Origin of the sequence: Shewanella sedimentimangrovi, assembly GCF_017354965.1 — a bacterium.
GTDB lineage: Bacteria > Pseudomonadota > Gammaproteobacteria > Enterobacterales > Shewanellaceae > Shewanella > Shewanella cyperi.
This window is the reverse complement of the sequence record NZ_CP071502.1, coordinates 338,338-359,969: the sequence shown is the minus strand read 5'-3', so window position 1 is coordinate 359,969 and position 21,632 is coordinate 338,338. Positions and strand designations below refer to the sequence as shown.

Annotated in this window: 1 protein-coding gene; it reads right to left on the bottom strand. The window is 50.6% G+C overall.

Annotation, left to right across the window (positions count from 1 at the left end):
• Nucleotides 1-1,147: 1,147 nt before the first annotated feature.
• Nucleotides 1,148-21,622 carry a right-handed parallel beta-helix repeat-containing protein gene (locus JYB85_RS01485; protein ID WP_207380752.1) on the bottom strand — a complete coding sequence of 6,825 codons (20,475 nt, stop codon included), beginning with the start codon at nucleotides 21,620-21,622 and terminating at the stop codon, nucleotides 1,148-1,150.
• Nucleotides 21,623-21,632: the final 10 nt, after the last annotated feature.

The window sequence follows — 21,632 nt, the reverse complement described above, 5'->3', positions numbered from 1 at the left end:
ACGGAACAGCTTGGTAATAGCCCCATCGGGTCCCAAGTACTTATGGGTTTGAACCCCATCGGCATCCTCTTCGCGCAACAAATAAGACTTGCTGCCGCTTAAATAATCGTAGATATACGAATGTCGATTGCCATCCTGATCAATCACAGCCTCGGTCAGCATTTGCAATGGCACGACTATGGGATCGGGTATTTGGCAAATGCTACTACCGGAGCCGGAGCCGCTGCCCGGCTTGTCAACCAATTCGATGGTGATCATGCCTGTGTCGGGGTCGACAACTTCTTTCAGTTCCTGGCCGCCACCACCGCCACCACCACCAGAGCACTTTGTATTCTGCTCCAAGGTGCCACCGACTATGACGTTTTTAATGGCTGTCACCCGCTGTTCTGGATCGGTAATACTGGCAAGGAAATACGGCAGCATGTAACTGCTGGAACTGGACGCAAATTCATCATAGCTGTAGAGCCATTCGTTACCACTGACGTCTGTGACCTTGGACAGACGCCCCTTTTCATCCCGCTGATACTGAACGCTGCGACCAGTATAATCAACGACCTGGCTGAGTTGCTCACCGTTATAACTCAGCGTCAGCACCTTGGTGTCAAACCTGTCGTGCAGTTCAATCAACTGACCGGTACTATTGTGCACAAACCTGGCGATGGTGCCCTGCAGGTTGCCATAAGCGCGAATTCTTTTATCCGCACCATATTCAATCCATTCGCCAGAGCGGTCTTGCCAACGAAAACCGTCGACCAACTTTTCTATGTAAGTGTCTTCATCATATACATAGCGCAGTGGATCGCTGTCTTTGACCAGCTCATAACTGTAGCCATTGCGGTTGATCACCTGGGTATCGTCATAATAGGTTACTGGCTCACCAGGGAGTTGGGGATTGGCGATTTGCCTGTAACTCAGTGGAGCCCAAGGCGTAAAAAAGCGCCAATCTCCCTCTTTGAAATCCCTGATGATGGCGACATCACCACCCATGACCTTGACATTGATGTCCATCACGGTTTGTTCAAAGTGACCGGTACTGTGCTTGGGCCCCTGGCTCAACACAGTGACGGCTACAGCGGGCCTGGCCAACAGCAAACATGCCAATAAAAAGAAAGCAAGAGTTCTGAACATCGCTTTGTGTCTTCCCTGATTAAATATCACCGCCACCACCATTGGACTGTTGATTACATGGATCGCCATCCTCACGGCAGGCGCCCATACCACCATTGGTGGAGTCACTGCTACCCCAACCCCAGCCGTCGCCACCGCCGCCACTGTCCCCCCAGTGCCAACCACCACCACCGCCGACACCGCTACCTCCAGGACAGGAGCCCGAAGTCCAGCAGGCACTGGAACCACCGGAGCTGCTGGAGCCATTGGCACAGGAGAAGGAATAATTGGCAGTTGCACATTGGCTGTAGGTACTGCAGCCACCACCACTGGCATCCTCGTTATCGGAAGGATCGTAGGCCTGCAAACTGATGATGCGATATGGCACCACTATGCTCTGCTTAGCCTCCAGCGCATCGGGAATGACCGCAGATAGAAATTCATAACGGAAGAAGTCATCGGAAGAGGGCAAATACATCCTGAGATCCTCAGCGCGGACCAAGCCATAGTTGGTTAAGGTCAATTCCCCGTTAAACACATCTCCCTTCTTCATTGACGGCAACTTGATGTTAAATGGCTCCATGATCACCACGGCTGCGGGAACGTCTGTTTCAAAGGTGCCTTTGAGGACAATCTCGTACCTGTCTTCTATTGTGATTTCATTCACCACCCACTCAACCGTCACCAGGGCGTACTTCATAAAGAGATCAAGATTTCGCACTACACCAGGCATTATCCTGATCTCGCCCACCAGATCTTCATGCTTGGCAGCCGAGACTCGGTAGCGATAATTTCCGGCTTGCAGGTCCGGATAATAGACTTCCCCCAAGGTATCCGTCGTCGCCTGATACTTAATGTCAGGAACATCGAGGTTTTGCAGGCTGAGCGTAGCTCCTTGCAGCCCTCGAATAAGCTCACCATTTTCATTCAGGGTTGCAGTATAGATATCGGACACTTTCAGCTGAATGGCCCCAATACCATCTTCAACCATGGCCACTATGACCGGAATATCTCTGGTGTCATGATTTGCTGCTGTCACCCTCAACTTAAATCGATAGATACCCGGGTTGGCGCGGTTTTCAGGACTGAATTGCAGGCTGAGTTGCACCTGCTCGCCGACGGCAATTGAGGGCCAGCTTATATTTCCGGACAATTTCGCCCACGACGGTGGCAAGGAATTATCCAGATTAAGCAACCGTACACTGACATTATCCATTGGCAAGGTGCCGCGGTTTTCCAGGGTCATCACCTCGTTTGCGCTGCCCGTCAATGTCATTCCCGTCTCTAGCTGTGCAGGGCTATAGTAAAGCACCGGCGCGGCTTCACTCAGGCGATAATCGACCGTGAGTGTCAACAGCACCTTGTCACCTGTGCTGGCTGATTTAAGATGCAACACCACTCTGCCGCTATCGGATGCGGTTGTGTCCGCCATAAACCCGATAGGCGTTTGCTGTACGCTGCCGGCGGTCAGATCTTGTGTTGCCGGCAGACTAATACTGATACCTGCCGGTGCTGGCTCGGCCAATTCCCATCTCACCTGGCTATAATCAGCACCTGGAAGCACAGTCACCGTTTCAGGCACGTCAAATTTAGCGCTCTTGGGCAAACTTAATCTATAGCTGTTGTAGTTTGCTGTGATGCCGCCAATGCGGAACTGACCATGCTCTGGCCTATCCGACATACCAGGATAAACGGCTGAGACCTTGTAAAGTCCGCTCTCCCCCTTTTGTGGCAAATAGTCGTAGCTGAATGCCCCGGATTCATCTGATGACAAAGTCAGGATCCGCTCAAACCCGTTAATGTCCAATATCAGGTTAAGCGCAGCATTGGCAACGGGTGTCACGGTGTAACTGTCCAGCAACTCGCCCTTGATCTGAACACTTTGCTCACCAAAGGAGATGGTTGGGCTTATCTCTGTCACCCGGCCATAGTATGGCGTCGCTTCCGTGTTGACTTGTTTTCTGGTGCTGGAACCCGACAAAAGTACCTGCTCTTCTCGTCCCAAATGATAACTGAACTGGCCAATGCTTATTTCCAGTGTCGCAAGTTCAGGTGTCGCCAATGGCAGAGCAATTTCAGTCCAATCGGACACAAACACATTCCCGGGAGCAATGCGCGCCAAGGTTACGCCACTTGGAATGGTAACCACATTGTCCCCCAGCTCCTGCCTGAATCGAGCCGTACTTATGACATTGTCATCCAGATCCCGAACCTTAAACTCAATCTGACGGGAGTCCTTAGCGCCGGCGGCGGAAGCTGTCTCCAGTTCCACCTCCAAGTCAGAGGTATTTTCCAGTTTAAATCTCAACTTCCCTGTACCACCGCGAACGAAACCGTCCGTTTCCAGGGAGAGCAAATAGCCGGATTCGCGCACGACCATTTCTACCGTTTTAGCGACCAGAATTTCGTCAGACACTGTTGGCTTAATCTGAGCCGCCACATTCAGCTGAGCCATTCCACTGAGCTGGCTGTAGCCCCCCACAATCACTTCAACGTCCTGAGCATCTCCCGGCTGCAACGTAAATGGTGCTGAAAAATGCGACTTTTCAGCTAGATCAACTTTTAATCTCGCACCATTGATTGCAATGTTATCCATATTGCTCACCTTGAAGATGAGCTTGTTCATAATTCCCTTCTGAATAAAGGTACCTTCTTTGGCCTTTACCTCAATGGCAGGCAAATGGACCTCTTTAGGCAAACTTTCAATGCCTTCGTTGTCCACCGCAATAATCCGATAGTCACGATGACCGTTTACATAAGACGTGTCTGTGAAGGTCTTATCACTAATCGGGATTTCATTTAACTTTAACTCCAGTTCGCCTTGTTTGAGCGACAGAATAAAGCCTTGGATCCCCTCGCCTTTGTGTTCCCATGACAGTACTGGCTTCTGCTCATCCTGTTTAATCAGCTTGATTTTGTTTACAGGCAACAAGCTAATATTCAAATAAGCCGTATTGGAAACGTCGGATTCGTTTCCTGCCTCATCGACAGCAGTAACCACATAGCCGGCCTCTGTTGGATCAGGCAAGGTATCCAATGCTTCCAGGCTAATAATGTTGTCAATGATGGGCTGCAGCTGGCTGATATCCTGTATTTCTGTGCTGCCTGCGCGATAGAGTCGATAACTGTTCCCTGGCTGGGCATCCCCTTGCCAACGCAACCCCACACCATTGGGATAAAGTTCCGCTGTCAATGCCGTAGGCGCCTGCGGTGCCTCACTGTCAGCAATAACACGCACTTCATCACTAAGGGCGCTGACACTTGTCATCCCTTGGTGCTGCCTTACGCTTGCGATGGAGTAATAATACTCACCATCAGCGGTGGGGTAATCAATATAGCTGTCCACGTTGGATAGCTCTACCAGCTGTACAGCCTGAGCCTCATCGACAGCCCTGCGATAAATGCGATATCCGGCGGCATCAGTCATCTGATACCAGCTGAGTGCAACCCTGCCCTCAGGTTGTACTTTGGCTACCAGCCCAAATGGTGCATCCAGAGGCGGCAGTTCGCCTTGATAAACCTGAATATTATCAATCAACTTGGCCGCACGTTCATTGCCCAAGCTGTCTTTCACCTGGTATTTGATGACCAGATTTTCAACCCTGTCCTGACCCCAGTCAGATGGAATATCAAATGCTGCATGCCAGCTGCCATCGGTATTCTGACTTACATTATCTATGGCTATCGGTTCGCCATCATTCAACACCGCGGACAGTAACAATGAGCCTGCATCGACATCTTCATCAAATGCAAAGCTCGCGTCTATGGTTACGGATTGTTCACCTTCATTCTTTATTGGACTTGATGGCGTGACTTTCACTTGTTGAGCGCGAGGGCCTTGGGTGTCAACCCGAATCATCTCGCCCTCTTTGACATCTGTGCCTCTGTTGCCAACCTTATCTCTGGCAGAGAACAGGGCATATAGCGGCGCGTCCACATAGTTAACCGGCACTTCTACTTCGCCCTGATACTCGAAGTCCGTTACCTTGAACATGTTAACCGTGAGCGGGGCCACGCCTTCAGGAGTGAGACTCAGGAAAGGACGGGTAAGCAGTGGCTCGCTGACAACCAGTCTTACCTCCAACATCCCTGCGCCGATAATGCCGAGAGCCTCATTGTAAGAACCCTTGGGGGTGTAATAAATGCCGGTGGCAAATGGCAAGGTGGCATCCGATATGACCCGGATCATTTCAGATGGCGTGCCTTCGGTTCCCAGGGCGTTCACTGCGACAACTCTATAGAAATACTCGCCGTCTGAATGGGGCTTATCCTGATATGTCGCCCCAGCGATGGGCTGCGGATTAATCAGTTGGGCCTGAGCTATGTCGCTAAATGAGGACGATGATCTATAGACGTTATAGCCAATGACATCCTGAGCAGAGCTTGTCGACCAGCCCAAACCAATGAAGCCGCTTTCTTTGGACTGTGCGTAAAAGCCCACAGGTGTTTGCGGCAATGATGAGTCCACAGTAACAAGTACTTCTTGTGATGCTTCACTCATCCCGCCTCTGTTACGCGCATAAGCGGTAAGCCGGTTCTCTCCCTCCTGCAGAGCCACAGTAAATTTGGCTTTGCCAGCGTCGTCTGTTGTCAGCCATTCACCGCCGGACGAGTTCAGAACCAACTGCAGCTCTGTACCTTTCTGACCAGCGACTTCGACAATGTGGTTAGTGACATTGGTCTTATAGTGATTAGCTGGGGCTGTAAGCACCGGTGCTGGTGGCGCCGCCATCAACACTTTAATGGCGAATTGCAATTCAGATTGGTTATCCAATGAATCGAATGCCTTAACTACCAGGCTATGGGTACCATCGGAAATATCTTCAATTACCCCCATAACAGGGAAAGCAAGTGATGCATTGGAACTTCTTCCCAGCATCTGGTTATCAAGCCAGTACTCTACCAAAGCAACACCACTCTCATCGGCAACTGTCGTATTAATAACTCCAGTTGCACTAATCAAGGACGGCTCATTTTTATTTAATAAACCACCACCCCAAGAAACTTGAGTTATCTCTGGGCCGTTTGTATCGGCAACAGGCTTCACCGCAATTGGGGTTACTTCCGGTGTTTCTGCACCGGATGCGTTTATCACACTGACACCGACGTAATAGGTTATGCCATTTTTTAACCCGCTAACGGTGGCGCTGGTCACCGCCCCAGAAACGGCAACCCTTGGTTGCAACCCTGTGATCTGATTAAAAGGCACTTCGCTTGCGTAAACCCGATATCCAGAGACTAAAGCCTGAGGAAGTGCAGCTTGCCATTCCAATTGTGCCTTGCCATTTTTGCCTTCGGCCCGGATGGATGTGGGGTTGTCCAGCAGTGTTGCGAAGCGTTTTGAAACGCCCTGGCTTTCGTTGCCCTGCACATCGATAGTGGTTAGGCGAATTCGATAATCAGTCGCTTTGACCAAGTTTTCGAATTTGTAACTCTTGACTGTACTTGGTAATTCAATAGCGGTCTGTTCATTAAAATACAGCCTGAACCCTCCAAGATCCTCCGCATTGGTTACTGGAGCCAACCACGATATTTCAATTGAATCATAACTTATGCGACCGGCGGCTAAGTTAATCGCCTCGTCTGGCGCCTTGGTGTCAGCCAGTTCAACCGGAATAGGCTGCAATACAGGATCCGAGTTTCCAGCAGAATCTACCGCTTGGACGGCTACATAATAAACTTTGCCTCGCTCAAGACCGTCCTTTTCAAATACTTTGATTGGGCTCTTCACAATACCAATCATTTGAGCATCATTGCTCTGGCTATAGGCAAAAGGCGCTAAATAGACCCTATACCTATCTATGTCTGCACCATTGGCGATTTCATCGTAACTGGACCAATCTATCAGCACACCTGTACCCGTGCTCTTACTGGTTACAATTGGAGCAACTTTACCCGGGGCTGAATCGTCAAATCTGACACTCAAGGATACGTTTCCGCTTACATTGCCTGCAGCATCTAAGGCTTGCACATACAGCAAGTTATCCCCGGGACTTAATATCCATTCCGCCTGCCAATTCTGGCTACTATCCGGGGCACTTATTGTGTGCCCATTGATTATGATGCCGCTTCCAATTTCCTTTGTACCAGTTAGCAATAATTGCTTGATATTGGTAACAGCAGGGACTGGATCAACCAACGGTAATGCCGGCGGGGTGCTATCAATTGTAAAATAGCTGTGATTTGGCTCGGATACGTGACCTAACTTATCCGCCAAAGTTGCGACTATTTCATAGCTTCCTTCCGACAGCGCTTCATTTGGCGTAAATGCTATCTGGCCTTCGTTAAAGGATTTAACACCAGCCACTACACTGCTATCCCTGGATAGTCTGATACTGGAATTTTCCAGATCCACACCAGAGCCTTCTTCCGTGAAGTTAAAGAATATAGCTTCGGGTGAAGTTTTAAGAGAAGTACCATTTTGTGGTACTACATCGTTGATTCTTGGTGCAATTGAATCCAGCGTAAAGTTAACCATTACATCTCTGGATGGCACATCATTGATATTTACCGCACTAAATTTAAATGTGGACATGCCTTCGAACAGAGACAGTTGGTATGCCCAGCTACCTGAGCCGACTTCAATGACTTTTTGTCCATTAACATAAATGGAAGTATTGTCTTGCCTGTCACCTTCGACCAAATATAAGGGAATGCCCACAACATTAGATTGCGGGTAAGGCTTTATATTAAACAATGTCGGCTTATGTGGCCGGACACTGAATTGATAAGCGTTATCCACCCTGACCATACTATTGCCCGCAACATCTTTCGCACCATCTATGGATATATTTACGGGATACAACAACTCCGTGGTTAAAAGATCGGGTTCAAATTCGAAAGTGTCATTCGGAAAGAATGATGTTATCCAATGCCCATTACTAACCCCCGGATGCACATCGCCTAACGTTTCAAAGACCAAGTCTGGTGCGGTTAGGGTATTCATAGCGCCATCAAAAACAACTCGAACTTGGAATGGCAGCTCGCTATCTACCGGGCTGGATTGGGATGCACTGACTTTGACGATTTCCGGTGAAATAGAATCTACCGTTGTCAACACCCCTGTATTTCCAAACTTATTTCCAGAGCGATCTGTTAAGTGATCACTGGGAATGACCTGTTCATGGCCCTCTATGGAAAACCCATCAGTAATCACAACATTACATGAGTCATATTCCTGATTACAGATGATAGTATTAATTGTCCCATACAGCTTACCTTCAGGCGACAAGTTCCTATTTGCTTCATCTGTACCGGAGGAAAGCGAAGCTCTATTCACTGGCTCGCTGAATTCGAATCGATACCAATCACCAATTGACAACCCACCATTACCATCAGTGTCATTAAAGGAAATAGCCGTAATTGTCGGAGAGATAGTGTCTTTACCCAGCAACGTTATAGAACCAATTATGGCATTACCCGCTATATCTTGAATGAAACTGGTTGGAGTTACCAACTCATCACCTTGAACCGAATAACCCGAAGTAATGGATATATCTACAACAGTCCAGTCCGCATTCCAGGCAATCCGGTTAGATGAACCATACTTCCTTCCACCTGCGGCTTTTAAATTGGCATTCGCATCCGATGAATTGTTCCTTAAGAAATTAACATTCATTGGCTCTGAAAAAGAGATTCTATAGATATCTCCTTCTGTAAGCTGGCCTGAATTATCAAGGTCAAGCCATTCTATTCCGGAGAACTCTGGAGCAATAGAATCTACAAGATGGATGCTTTGGAGGCCAAGCACTTTGAATCCCGCATGATCTGCCAAGCCATCTATTGAAACGCTATCACCGTCTAATATATTGCTCCCTGCACCAATTGTTACATTCAACGCGCGCTTATCAGCTGTAAATACGACATTAGCGTCAGCCCCAAATGTCTTATTGTCATCAAATATGAAGAGTTGTTCAGGATTAAGTTCATAACCTGCCAACAGCACTACTTCTTCCGACATGGTAAAGCGCAGGATGTCTCCTTTGCTCAAACTTCGAGATCCATCTCTATCATCAAAGTCAACCCGCTCAAAAACCGGAGGCATGGTATCGTCCAACACCTCCATCAAGGTGAGCTCAGAAACAGCTACCCTATATGAGGTATCAGCACTTAAGTTGTTTATGTTTAGCGTGAACTCACCCTCAGAGTAGGCAGCGGAAGGTAAGTCAAACCTGATTGAACTTGGAACACTTTTAGGGGCAGGCCTTGAACCCAATTCGCCTATACCCAAAATCGAAACGCCGACTAACGTATTGCTTGAATCCCCATTAAAAAGCGTAAGACCAAGCCGATAACGTTTCGACGGTTCCAACCCCTTAAATGCAATTTCTATCAGTTCCGGATCCATCAACGCAGTTTTCCCAGGATGACGACCAGTTAAATCCCATTCATTGGACAAATTTCCTCTTAGGATTTCTGGGGATATCAAGTTGCCTTTGATCTGAGAGCCTTGCGCATCAAAATTAACGTACAACAGCTCTTGGGAAATTGGCGTCGTATAATTTGAGTAATTAACGTTCCCAATAATTCGGTCGCCAGTAGCTGTTGACTGCTCATCTGCTATTGGTCCGGAACCATCAAAATCTCCCCACCAATTACTATCAGCCAATATAGATTTTGAGGAGGAGCTATTCAGGGCTGCAAATTGGTTGGCGAAGAATCTAGAATTATTAACGATAGGGCTAGCACTGTCACGAATATCAATTCCTGAGCCACTATTATTAAATATACGGATAAATTTAAGTTCGCCAGCAGAGTTTCCGGTATATACCAACCCATTGTTATAACTATTACTAATTTGGCTATGGACTATGCTTGGTGAGGCAGAATTTCTGAGCAGAACACCATCTTTTGAAGAGTCAGTAATTTCTATATTGGAAGCTTCAACGGATGCATTCGCACCGTCAAAAACAAGTGCAGCGTCCCTCGATCCGGCATAAGCGATCTTAACTGACTCAAATTTAGATTGTCTACTGAATGCCCCGGACTCAATTATTAGTCCTATCCAATCGCCACGTTGAGGACCCGTATTGGCCCCATCATGATTGGTATCACCGCCCTCAGAGTCATCCTTGTTGGAGGTCATTACTATAGGAGACATTGAATTGCCATTGAATTCGACAATTCCTTTGATATTAAAGGCGTAATTCCCACTAAATTTAAATATACTCCCAGCTTGTACTATAAGCTTACTGGTTTCAGGTAAAACAAGGTTTCCGTCAACTACATATACTGCCGACATGGACCCAGTTTTGTCTTCAAACACCGGCAATTTAGCATTGATGTTAAAATTTCCACCAACTAAATAGATGGCTTGGTCTTCATTAGGGCTTAATATATTAGAGGAATCCGGGAAGATATATGCTGGCACCCTTATTGTGCGGGCATTATTAATTATTTTATTGTTAACAATAGTACCAAGCGTGTCAGAGGCCTGATAGTAGATGCCAAAACCCCGATTGGATGTTATTTCATTATTGACTATTTTATGTGTTGACGATCCACTTGATATATATATTCCTGCGCCGTTGTCTCGCAGTACAGAATCTGAAATCTCAAAATTGCTGCTGTAGTTGATTTTCACCGCATAATCAGAGCAATTTGATATCCTTGACTCTGACAATATCAGTGAACCACCAGAGACATATATACCTTGGCCTTTAAATTGCCCCAAATAAACATTATGCAATTCCGATTTTGAGTAGCTGATATTTAAACCATACCCATTATAACCAGCGTACTCCATAGACACATTACGCAAAATGAATGTATCAGCATAACTGGCATAAATACCAGACCAGTCACCTAAACCGGGTTTGCTGATCCCATCACCATTGGTATCGCCGCCTATATCATCTTTATAAGAAGTGAAAACTACGCTGCCAGCAGTATTCCCTGTAACTGATAATTCACCATCTACTCTCAGTGATTTTGCCGGAGCAAACTTAAAAATAGCATTGCCACTAATTTTAAGTGCTTTTCTGTCTGGTACTATAAGATCGGAAGTGACATGATATAAACCGGCTCCAATTTGCCAATCCCCGGGTATAGTTCCGCCAACTTCAATTACTTTTAATTTTCCAGACTCAATGGATATTGAACTTTGGGAGCCGACACTTTCGTTGCCATTTCTATCTACCGAAGTTACTTTATAAGTATATGTATTTCCTGGCTCAAGTCCGTCCAGCGTGACATTCACTTGCCTTCCTAATATTGACGCAATTTTCCGATATTCATTCTGTCCATTAATTGATGCGTAGATTCTGTACTCATTAATATCGGCCAACTCGTTTTCTTGCGGCTTCCAAGACAAGAAACCCGTCACAACCCCGTTGTCATCGAGGCTATATTGTGCTCTTAATGAAATTACATCATTAGGCGGGGTAGTATCCTTGACATCGCCAACCAAGATAGGTCCGACAATATTGCTGTCGCTGAAGTTACCATTTTTCGCTTGAACACGAATGAAGTAGCTATATGAATTTCCATATTCGATATTGACATCACTGAAAGCGACAACATCATTGAAAATCGAAGCTACAAGCTGAGCAGCATCTCCGTTCTGACTCCTGTAAATCTGCGATATATTATCGGCAAGATTGCCATTAATCGCGCTCCAATTAAGGCTGATAACACTTTCTGAATAAGTGGCTCTCAGATCAGTGATCGCTTCAGGTTGAGACAGATCGACACTGAGGTTTAACAACTCCGAGTAGTCGATTCCCGTCTCTTCATCAATGATTTTTGCTATAACAGAATAGTTACCGGTTTCTTGAGGATTCCAGTGAGATAACCACAAATTATTTTCGGTTCTGTCGACTTGATACCACGTCACCTCATCATTTTCTTTAGCAATCCCTATCGCTATGACATATTGAGATGAGTAAGATTTAAATTGTCCAGTGAGATCAACACCACTTTTTCCTATTATCTCGCCAACATTTTTTGAGTCTATTGAAATAAATGGTTGCTCTTCATTTAACAACTGTGGAAGTTTGATTAATGCGAGTTCTGAAACAACTGTCTGAACTCCTTTCTCTTTTTTAATTGAGCCTGAGAAATTTCCTTCTGTTATGAAGTTTGGAGAAATAACACTGCTAACCGAGACTTTCTTCCGTTTCGTCAGGTTAATGTTATTAATCTCTTGATCTTGCACATAAACTGATTGTTTGGTGGCGTCTTCTACATGATTATAAAATGTAGCAACCAATTTATAGTATGTCTTTGGCTCCAATCCGGTAAATTCAAAATCTATATCAGCTCCATCAGCGTTAACATTGACGGACTCATATGGCTTGCTACCCCAACTGCTGGAAGCATATCCACCAACCTTAGGCAGTGCTAAGCCATAGAATGCAGAATTATCGCCACCCGCATTCAGATAGGCGAACTCAGTCCCATCCTGACGCGGCGAGCCGGCGCTCACCACCGCATTGATTTCATCACCGCTGCCGGCACCCTCGCCGCCAGGGCCATCCGCAGCGCCCCACCAAAAATCATTCAGCGCTATCGACGTACTGTTCTCGCCGTAAGCGCCATAGCCGCCGTTGGCAAATATCTCACCACCATCCAGCACCACGCTGCCGCGGTTGGCATATAAACCCTGCTCCGCGTTCAGGTACGCCGTCACGTCCTGGCCACTGATGTTACCGTAGAAGCTGCTCAGTCCCTGACGCTGGTTGGCTATCAGGGCCACCCGGTTCAGCAACAAATTGCTGTAATAACTGTAGAGACCCCGATCGCCGCTGTTGCTGATTTCAACGTCGCTGAGCGTCTGATGACTTTGCGAAAACTCCAGCGCGGCCCGGCTGTCCTGACCGGCGTAGCGCACCTGCATGTGCGACAGATGGCTCTGATTGTCCGTCGCTGCATCATTCCAGCGGATCCCCCGCCAATCACCCGAGGCCGGCGAGCTGTCGTAACCATTCAGGTTACTGTCGCCCCCAACGCTGTCATCGGCATAACTGGTGTACACTATCGGCGCTTCCGCCGTACCCTGGCTGTCCAAGGCACCACTCACCGACAGTTCGGCACTCGGTAAAAACTTCACCACCACGCCGGGCTGAACCGTCAGCACCCGGCCATTGTTGACCGTCAAGGCACCTGCTATCACATAGGTATTCAGCCGCTGCTCATCACCCTGTAATATCTCCAGACTCATGTCCCTGGACAACCCCTGCCCCAACAGCAAGATACTGTTGTTTTCATTCGGCAGCAGCACGTTGCCATCGCTCACTGCCGGCATCATCGACGCCGGGACGGCCAGCGGACGACGGTTATCCACCAGGGTATTGCCCTTCAGCACCGGACCACTCACCGCATAACGGAAGTACACCCCCCAATCGCCACTGTGCTCTACCCGGTTACCAACCAACTCCGGCGCCGCATTGCTCGCCTCGACCCGGATCCCCTGGGTTTTGGCACCACTAATCAGGTTATCCTTTAACAACGGATTGGAGCTATAGCCAACCCATATCCCCGCATCCCCGGTCGTGATTATCTGGTTACGCTCCAACACCGCATTGGCATTGGTAAACTCGACCCCGCGATAGCCACTGTCCCGGATAATCGAATCGCTGATATGAATGCTGGCACCGTAAAGCTGCAGTGCAGATATGTTATTACCACCGGCAAAACGCTGCTCCACAAAGCTCAAGCGCGTCAGACTGTCCGCCACGGTGTCTGAAAAATAAATCCCCTGCCAATCACCCGCGGCGCCCTGGCTGTAGCCATCGCCATTGCTGTCGCCGCCCACGCTGTCATCACGATAGGAGGTAAAATAAATCCGTCGACCAGCCTCGCCCACCGCATTGAGCGCGCCGTTTACATACAGACGGGTTCCGGGATGAAACTTCCACACACTGCCGCTGCCAATATTCAGCAAGCTTCCCGCCATTACCTGAGCAGTGCCGCTCACCAACCGATATGTCAGTTGCCCATCGGTTCTGACATTATGCTGCAGCTCGGTTCCGACCAGCTCAATCTCTTGACGCTGGTTGGCAGAGAATTCATTGCCATCATCTATTCCCGGCAGGGCTGAAAAGGGTAGGCGGATCGCAGCACCGTTGGACAACACCCGGTTACCCAAAAAGACAAACCCACGGGGCACAGAGTCGGAAAAGACGCCGTATTTGCCATTATTCTCAAAAGTATTCCCTTGCAAATCGACACTATAGCTACTGTACACGACATGAAGTCCATGCTCCCCGTTATGACTCACTCGGCTGTCGAGCAGGTTAAGGCTCGGCGTATAGGAACTGCCGTAGGCATAAATACCGGCACCGCCGTTATCATGTATCGTACTATTGGTGCTTTGCAGGCTACCGGAACTTAAGTAAATGCCATGCCCCTGGTGATAAGCAACTTCTGCATTGTCCAGAGCCAGCCATCCGGCTGGACTCACCAGAATGCCGTAACTGCCACCATAGCGAACCTGCGTATGCACCAGATTTATGCTGCCCTTGTAATTCGCATCCAGGTAACCCCAATACCCCGCGGCGCCCACAGTGGCGGAGCCGTCGCCATTACTGTCACCGCCCACGCTGTCATCCGTGAAAGCAGTAATGTGTACCGGCTCGGCTTCCGTCCCCAGACTGTCCAACCGGCCTGAAACTGTCACCTTGCGTCCCGCGCCCAGCTTAACGACCACCCCGGGATGAATGGTCAAGGTCACCCCCGCAGGCACGGTAATATCACCCGTGATGTAATAAACCCCGGTACGCCAGTGTGTATCTTCCGATAAGGTGCCCGACACCCTGGTCACGGCGTTGGCCTCCGGAATAACCGCTCCGGACACTATCCCCTGGCTGATATTGCCTGCCCCATCCAGGGCCCGCAGCCGGAACCTGTATGCCTGGCCATTGTTCAGACCATCCACCAGGTAATCCGCGTTGTATTTCCCCAAAGACAATGTGCCGCCATCACCGAACACCGGCGCAACAGCTCCCCAGCTGACACCATCGTCTGCGGACACATCCAGCAGGTAACCAACCAAATCCCTGTCACTGTCAGCACTTTGCTGCCAGCTCAGGTAGACCTCTTCATCACCGCGTACCCAACGCAAGTCGGTGGCATCTTCCGGCGCCTGGCTGTCGCCACGGTTATCCTTGGCAAAAACCTCATCCGAACTCACACCCACACTGCGGTTGTTTGCCTTATCCCGGGCAAAGACCCGGTACACGTAAGCCTTATTCGCCGTCACGCCTGAATCGACAAACTCATATTGGGTACTGGCAATTTCAGCTACTGATTCGAAACCGCCATCCGTTGTCCTGCGCTCAAGGTCATAAAACGCCACATCCGATGAGGCCGAAGCGCCCCAATGTACGGCAATGGCACTGCCATCATCGTTGGCCACATCAGCACCTGACACAAACGCCACCGCAGAGGGCTTGGTTTGATCAACTGTCACCGCTATAACATTGCTGTAGCTTGTTTGCTCCGGGTTTATGACCCGGGCTTGCACTTCGTAAAGGCCATCGGCGGGTAAACGCCAGACGTATTCCCATGCCCCACCATTGAGCCAATACGATACCGGCGCCCAATCAAAATGTTGAGACCCGCTCTTCCGGGTACCAACCTCAACCATGCTTGCAGCGGTATCCGTATCGCTGGCAACACCTTTAACGGTTATGCTTGTCTGGCCAAGAAACGCCTCCGCAGCGGGTGAAGTGATCGACACATTCTGTACTGTGTCTCCCCGGTTTTGCTGTTCAACCAACAAAATTTCAGCAACGGCCGCACGATAACCACCATCACGGACAAATTGCAGTCGTGCCTCTCCCGCAGTTATCGCTGTCGCCGGCAAATTATATTGGAACGTTGAGGGACGAATCGGGCTGGTTTTGGTCGGCTGCAATACCTGGCCGTTGCCATCTTCGAGATGCTGACGGTTCAGACAATCAGTGCATCCCGAACCAACCGCATCCTTATTCAGGTTCGTCACATGAAGTGAATAGTTTTTGCTTACATCCAGCCCCTGCAGGCGCAATTCCACTTTGTCCAAGTCGAACAGGATTTGCTCCCGGGGACCAGAGCCCCACTCAGAAGATGCAGTGCCACGCACAACGGATATTTGTGCCAGACGCCCCACGGCATCCCCGCCGCCCGCATTCAGATAGGCGAATTCAGTCCCATCCTGACGCGGTGAGCCCGCGCTCACCACCGCATTGATTTCATCACCGCTACCGCTACCCTCGCCGCCAGGGCCATCCGCAGCGCCCCACCAAAAATCATTCAGCGCTATCGACGTACTGTTCTCACCGTAAGCGCCATAGCCGCCGTTGGCAAATATCTCACCACCATCCAGCACCACGCTGCCGCGGTTGGCATATAAACCCTGCTCCGCGTTCAGGTACGCCGTCACGTCCTGGCCACTGATGTTACCGTAGAAGCTGCTCAGTCCCTGACGCTGGTTGGCTATCAGGGCCACCCGGTTCAGCAACAAATTGCTGTAATAACTGTAGAGACCCCGATCGCCGCTGTTGCTGATTTCAACGTCGCTGAGCGTCTGATGACTTTGCGAAAACTCCAGCGCGGCCCGGCTGTCCTGACCGGCGTAGCGCACCTGCATGTGCGACAGATGGCTCTGATTGTCCGTCGCTGCATCATTCCAGCGGATCCCCCGCCAATCACCCGAGGCCGGCGAGCTGTCGTAACCATTCAGGTTACTGTCGCCCCCAACGCTGTCATCGGCATAACTGGTGTACACTATCGGCGCTTCCGCCGTACCCTGGCTGTCCAAGGCACCACTCACCGACAGTTCGGCACTCGGTAAAAACTTCACCACCACGCCGGGCTGAACCGTCAGCACCCGGCCATTGTTGACCGTCAAGGCACCTGCTATCACATAGGTATTCAGCCGCTGCTCATCACCCTGTAATATCTCCAGACTCATGTCCCTGGACAACCCCTGCCCCAACAGCAAGATACTGTTGTTTTCATTCGGCAGCAGCACGTTGCCATCGCTCACTGCCGGCATCATCGACGCCGGGACGGCCAGCGGACGACGGTTATCCACCAGGGTATTGCCCTTCAGCACCGGACCACTCACCGCATAACGGAAGTACACCCCCCAATCGCCACTGTGCTCTACCCGGTTACCAACCAACTCCGGCGCCGCATTGCTCGCCTCGACCCGGATCCCCTGGGTTTTGGCACCACTAATCAGGTTATCCTTTAACAACGGATTGGAGCTATAGCCAACCCATATCCCCGCATCCCCGGTCGTGATTATCTGGTTACGCTCCAACACCGCATTGGCATTGGTAAACTCGACCCCGCGATAGCCACTGTCCCGGATAATCGAATCGCTGATATGAATGCTGGCACCGTAAAGCTGCAGTGCAGATATGTTATTACCACCGGCAAAACGCTGCTCCACAAAGCTCAAGCGCGTCAGACTGTCCGCCACGGTGTCTGAAAAATAAATCCCCTGCCAATCACCCGCGGCGCCCTGGCTGTAGCCATCGCCATTGCTGTCGCCGCCCACGCTGTCATCACGATAGGAGGTAAAATAAATCCGTCGACCAGCCTCGCCCACCGCATTGAGCGCGCCGTTTACATACAGACGGGTTCCGGGATGAAACTTCCACACACTGCCGCTGCCAATATTCAGCAAGCTTCCCGCCATTACCTGAGCAGTGCCGCTCACCAACCGATATGTCAGTTGCCCATCGGTTCTGACATTATGCTGCAGCTCGGTTCCGACCAGCTCAATCTCTTGACGCTGGTTGGCAGAGAATTCATTGCCATCATCTATTCCCGGCAGGGCTGAAAAGGGTAGGCGGATCGCAGCACCGTTGGACAACACCCGGTTACCCAAAAAGACAAACCCACGGGGCACAGAGTCGGAAAAGACGCCGTATTTGCCATTATTCTCAAAAGTATTCCCTTGCAAATCGACACTATAGCTACTGTACACGACATGAAGTCCATGCTCCCCGTTATGACTCACTCGGCTGTCGAGCAGGTTAAGGCTCGGCGTATAGGAACTGCCGTAGGCATAAATACCGGCACCGCCGTTATCATGTATCGTACTATTGGTGCTTTGCAGGCTACCGGAACTTAAGTAAATGCCATGCCCCTGGTGATAAGCAACTTCTGCATTGTCCAGAGCCAGCCATCCGGCTGGACTCACCAGAATGCCGTAACTGCCACCATAGCGAACCTGCGTATGCACCAGATTTATGCTGCCCTTGTAATTCGCATCCAGGTAACCCCAATACCCCGCGGCGCCCACAGTGGCGGAGCCGTCGCCATTACTGTCACCGCCCACGCTGTCATCCGTGAAAGCAGTAATGTGTACCGGCTCGGCTTCCGTCCCCAGACTGTCCAACCGGCCTGAAACTGTCACCTTGCGTCCCGCGCCCAGCTTAACGACCACCCCGGGATGAATGGTCAAGGTCACCCCCGCAGGCACGGTAATATCACCCGTGATGTAATAAACCCCGGTACGCCAGTGTGTATCTTCCGATAAGGTGCCCGACACCCTGGTCACGGCGTTGGCCTCCGGAATAACCGCTCCGGACACTATCCCCTGGCTGATATTGCCTGCCCCATCCAGGGCCCGCAGCCGGAACCTGTATGCCTGGCCATTGTTCAGACCATCCACCAGGTAATCCGCGTTGTATTTCCCCAAAGACAATGTGCCGCCATCACCGAACACCGGCGCAACAGCTCCCCAGCTGACACCATCGTCTGCGGACACATCCAGCAGGTAACCAACCAAATCCCTGTCACTGTCAGCACTTTGCTGCCAGCTCAGGTAGACCTCTTCATCACCGCGTACCCAACGCAAGTCGGTGGCATCTTCCGGCGCCTGGCTGTCGCCACGGTTATCCTTGGCAAAAACCTCATCCGAACTCACACCCACACTGCGGTTGTTTGCCTTATCCCGGGCAAAGACCCGGTACACGTAAGCCTTATTCGCCGTCACGCCTGAATCGACAAACTCATATTGGGTACTGGCAATTTCAGCTACTGATTCGAAACCGCCATCCGTTGTCCTGCGCTCAAGGTCATAAAACGCCACATCCGATGAGGCCGAAGCGCCCCAATGTACGGCAATGGCACTGCCATCATCGTTGGCCACATCAGCACCTGACACAAACGCCACCGCAGAGGGCTTGGTTTGATCAACTGTCACCGCTATAACATTGCTGTAGCTTGTTTGCTCCGGGTTTATGACCCGGGCTTGCACTTCGTAAAGGCCATCGGCGGGTAAACGCCAGACGTATTCCCATGCCCCACCATTGAGCCAATACGATACCGGCGCCCAATCAAAATGTTGAGACCCGCTCTTCCGGGTACCAACCTCAACCATGCTTGCAGCGGTATCCGTATCGCTGGCAACACCTTTAACGGTTATGCTTGTCTGGCCAAGAAACGCCTCCGCAGCGGGTGAAGTGATCGACACATTCTGTACTGTGTCTCCCCGGTTTTGCTGTTCAACCAACAAAATTTCAGCAACGGCCGCACGATAACCACCATCACGGACAAATTGCAGTCGTGCCTCTCCCGCAGTTATCGCTGTCGCCGGCAAATTATATTGGAACGTTGAGGGACGAATCGGGCTGGTTTTGGTCGGCTGCAATACCTGGCCGTTGCCATCTTCGAGATGCTGACGGTTCAGACAATCAGTGCATCCCGAACCAACCGCATCCTTATTCAGGTTCGTCACATGAAGTGAATAGTTTTTGCTTACATCCAGCCCCTGCAGGCGCAATTCCACTTTGTCCAAGTCGAACAGGATTTGCTCCCGGGGACCAGAGCCCCACTCAGAAGATGCAGTGCCACGCACAACGGATATTTGTGCCAGACGCCCCACGGCATCCCCGCCGCCCGCATTCAGATAGGCGAATTCAGTCCCATCCTGACGCGGTGAGCCCGCGCTCACCACCGCATTGATTTCATCACCGCTACCGCTACCCTCGCCGCCAGGGCCATCCGCAGCGCCCCACCAAAAATCATTCAGCGCTATCGACGTACTGTTCTCACCGTAAGCGCCATAGCCGCCGTTGGCAAATATCTCACCACCATCCAGCACCACGCTGCCGCGGTTGGCATATAAACCCTGCTCCGCGTTCAGGTACGCCGTCACGTCCTGGCCACTGATGTTACCGTAGAAGCTGCTCAGTCCCTGACGCTGGTTGGCTATCAGGGCCACCCGGTTCAGCAACAAATTGCTGTAATAACTGTAGAGACCCCGATCGCCGCTGTTGCTGATTTCAACGTCGCTGAGCGTCTGATGACTTTGCGAAAACTCCAGCGCGGCCCGGCTGTCCTGACCGGCGTAGCGCACCTGCATGTGCGACAGATGGCTCTGATTGTCCGTCGCTGCATCATTCCAGCGGATCCCCCGCCAATCACCCGAGGCCGGCGAGCTGTCGTAACCATTCAGGTTACTGTCGCCCCCAACGCTGTCATCGGCATAACTGGTGTACACTATCGGCGCTTCCGCCGTACCCTGGCTGTCCAAGGCACCACTCACCGACAGTTCGGCACTCGGTAAAAACTTCACCACCACGCCGGGCTGAACCGTCAGCACCCGGCCATTGTTGACCGTCAAGGCACCTGCTATCACATAGGTATTCAGCCGCTGCTCATCACCCTGTAATATCTCCAGACTCATGTCCCTGGACAACCCCTGCCCCAACAGCAAGATACTGTTGTTTTCATTCGGCAGCAGCACGTTGCCATCGCTCACTGCCGGCATCATCGACGCCGGGACGGCCAGCGGACGACGGTTATCCACCAGGGTATTGCCCTTCAGCACCGGACCACTCACCGCATAACGGAAGTACACCCCCCAATCGCCACTGTGCTCTACCCGGTTACCAACCAACTCCGGCGCCGCATTGCTCGCCTCGACCCGGATCCCCTGGGTTTTGGCACCACTAATCAGGTTATCCTTTAACAACGGATTGGAGCTATAGCCAACCCATATCCCCGCATCCCCGGTCGTGATTATCTGGTTACGCTCCAACACCGCATTGGCATTGGTAAACTCGACCCCGCGATAGCCACTGTCCCGGATAATCGAATCGCTGATATGAATGCTGGCACCGTAAAGCTGCAGTGCAGATATGTTATTACCACCGGCAAAACGCTGCTCCACAAAGCTCAAGCGCGTCAGACTGTCCGCCACGGTGTCTGAAAAATAAATCCCCTGCCAATCACCCGCGGCGCCCTGGCTGTAGCCATCGCCATTGCTGTCGCCGCCCACGCTGTCATCACGATAGGAGGTAAAATAAATCCGTCGACCAGCCTCGCCCACCGCATTGAGCGCGCCGTTTACATACAGACGGGTTCCGGAATGAAACTTTACAACTGCGCCAGCTTCAATAACCAACTCAACGCCAGTAGCAACTTCAACATTGCCCTGAATTATATGAACACTATCCGCCGACCATGTGGTCCTACTCGAAATAGTCCCGGAGTGGGACTCAATAGAGTCTGCTTTTGAATAAAAGGCACTCAAAAAAAGGCAGGCAAATACATAGCGAAAGTGCTTCATGATAACGTCC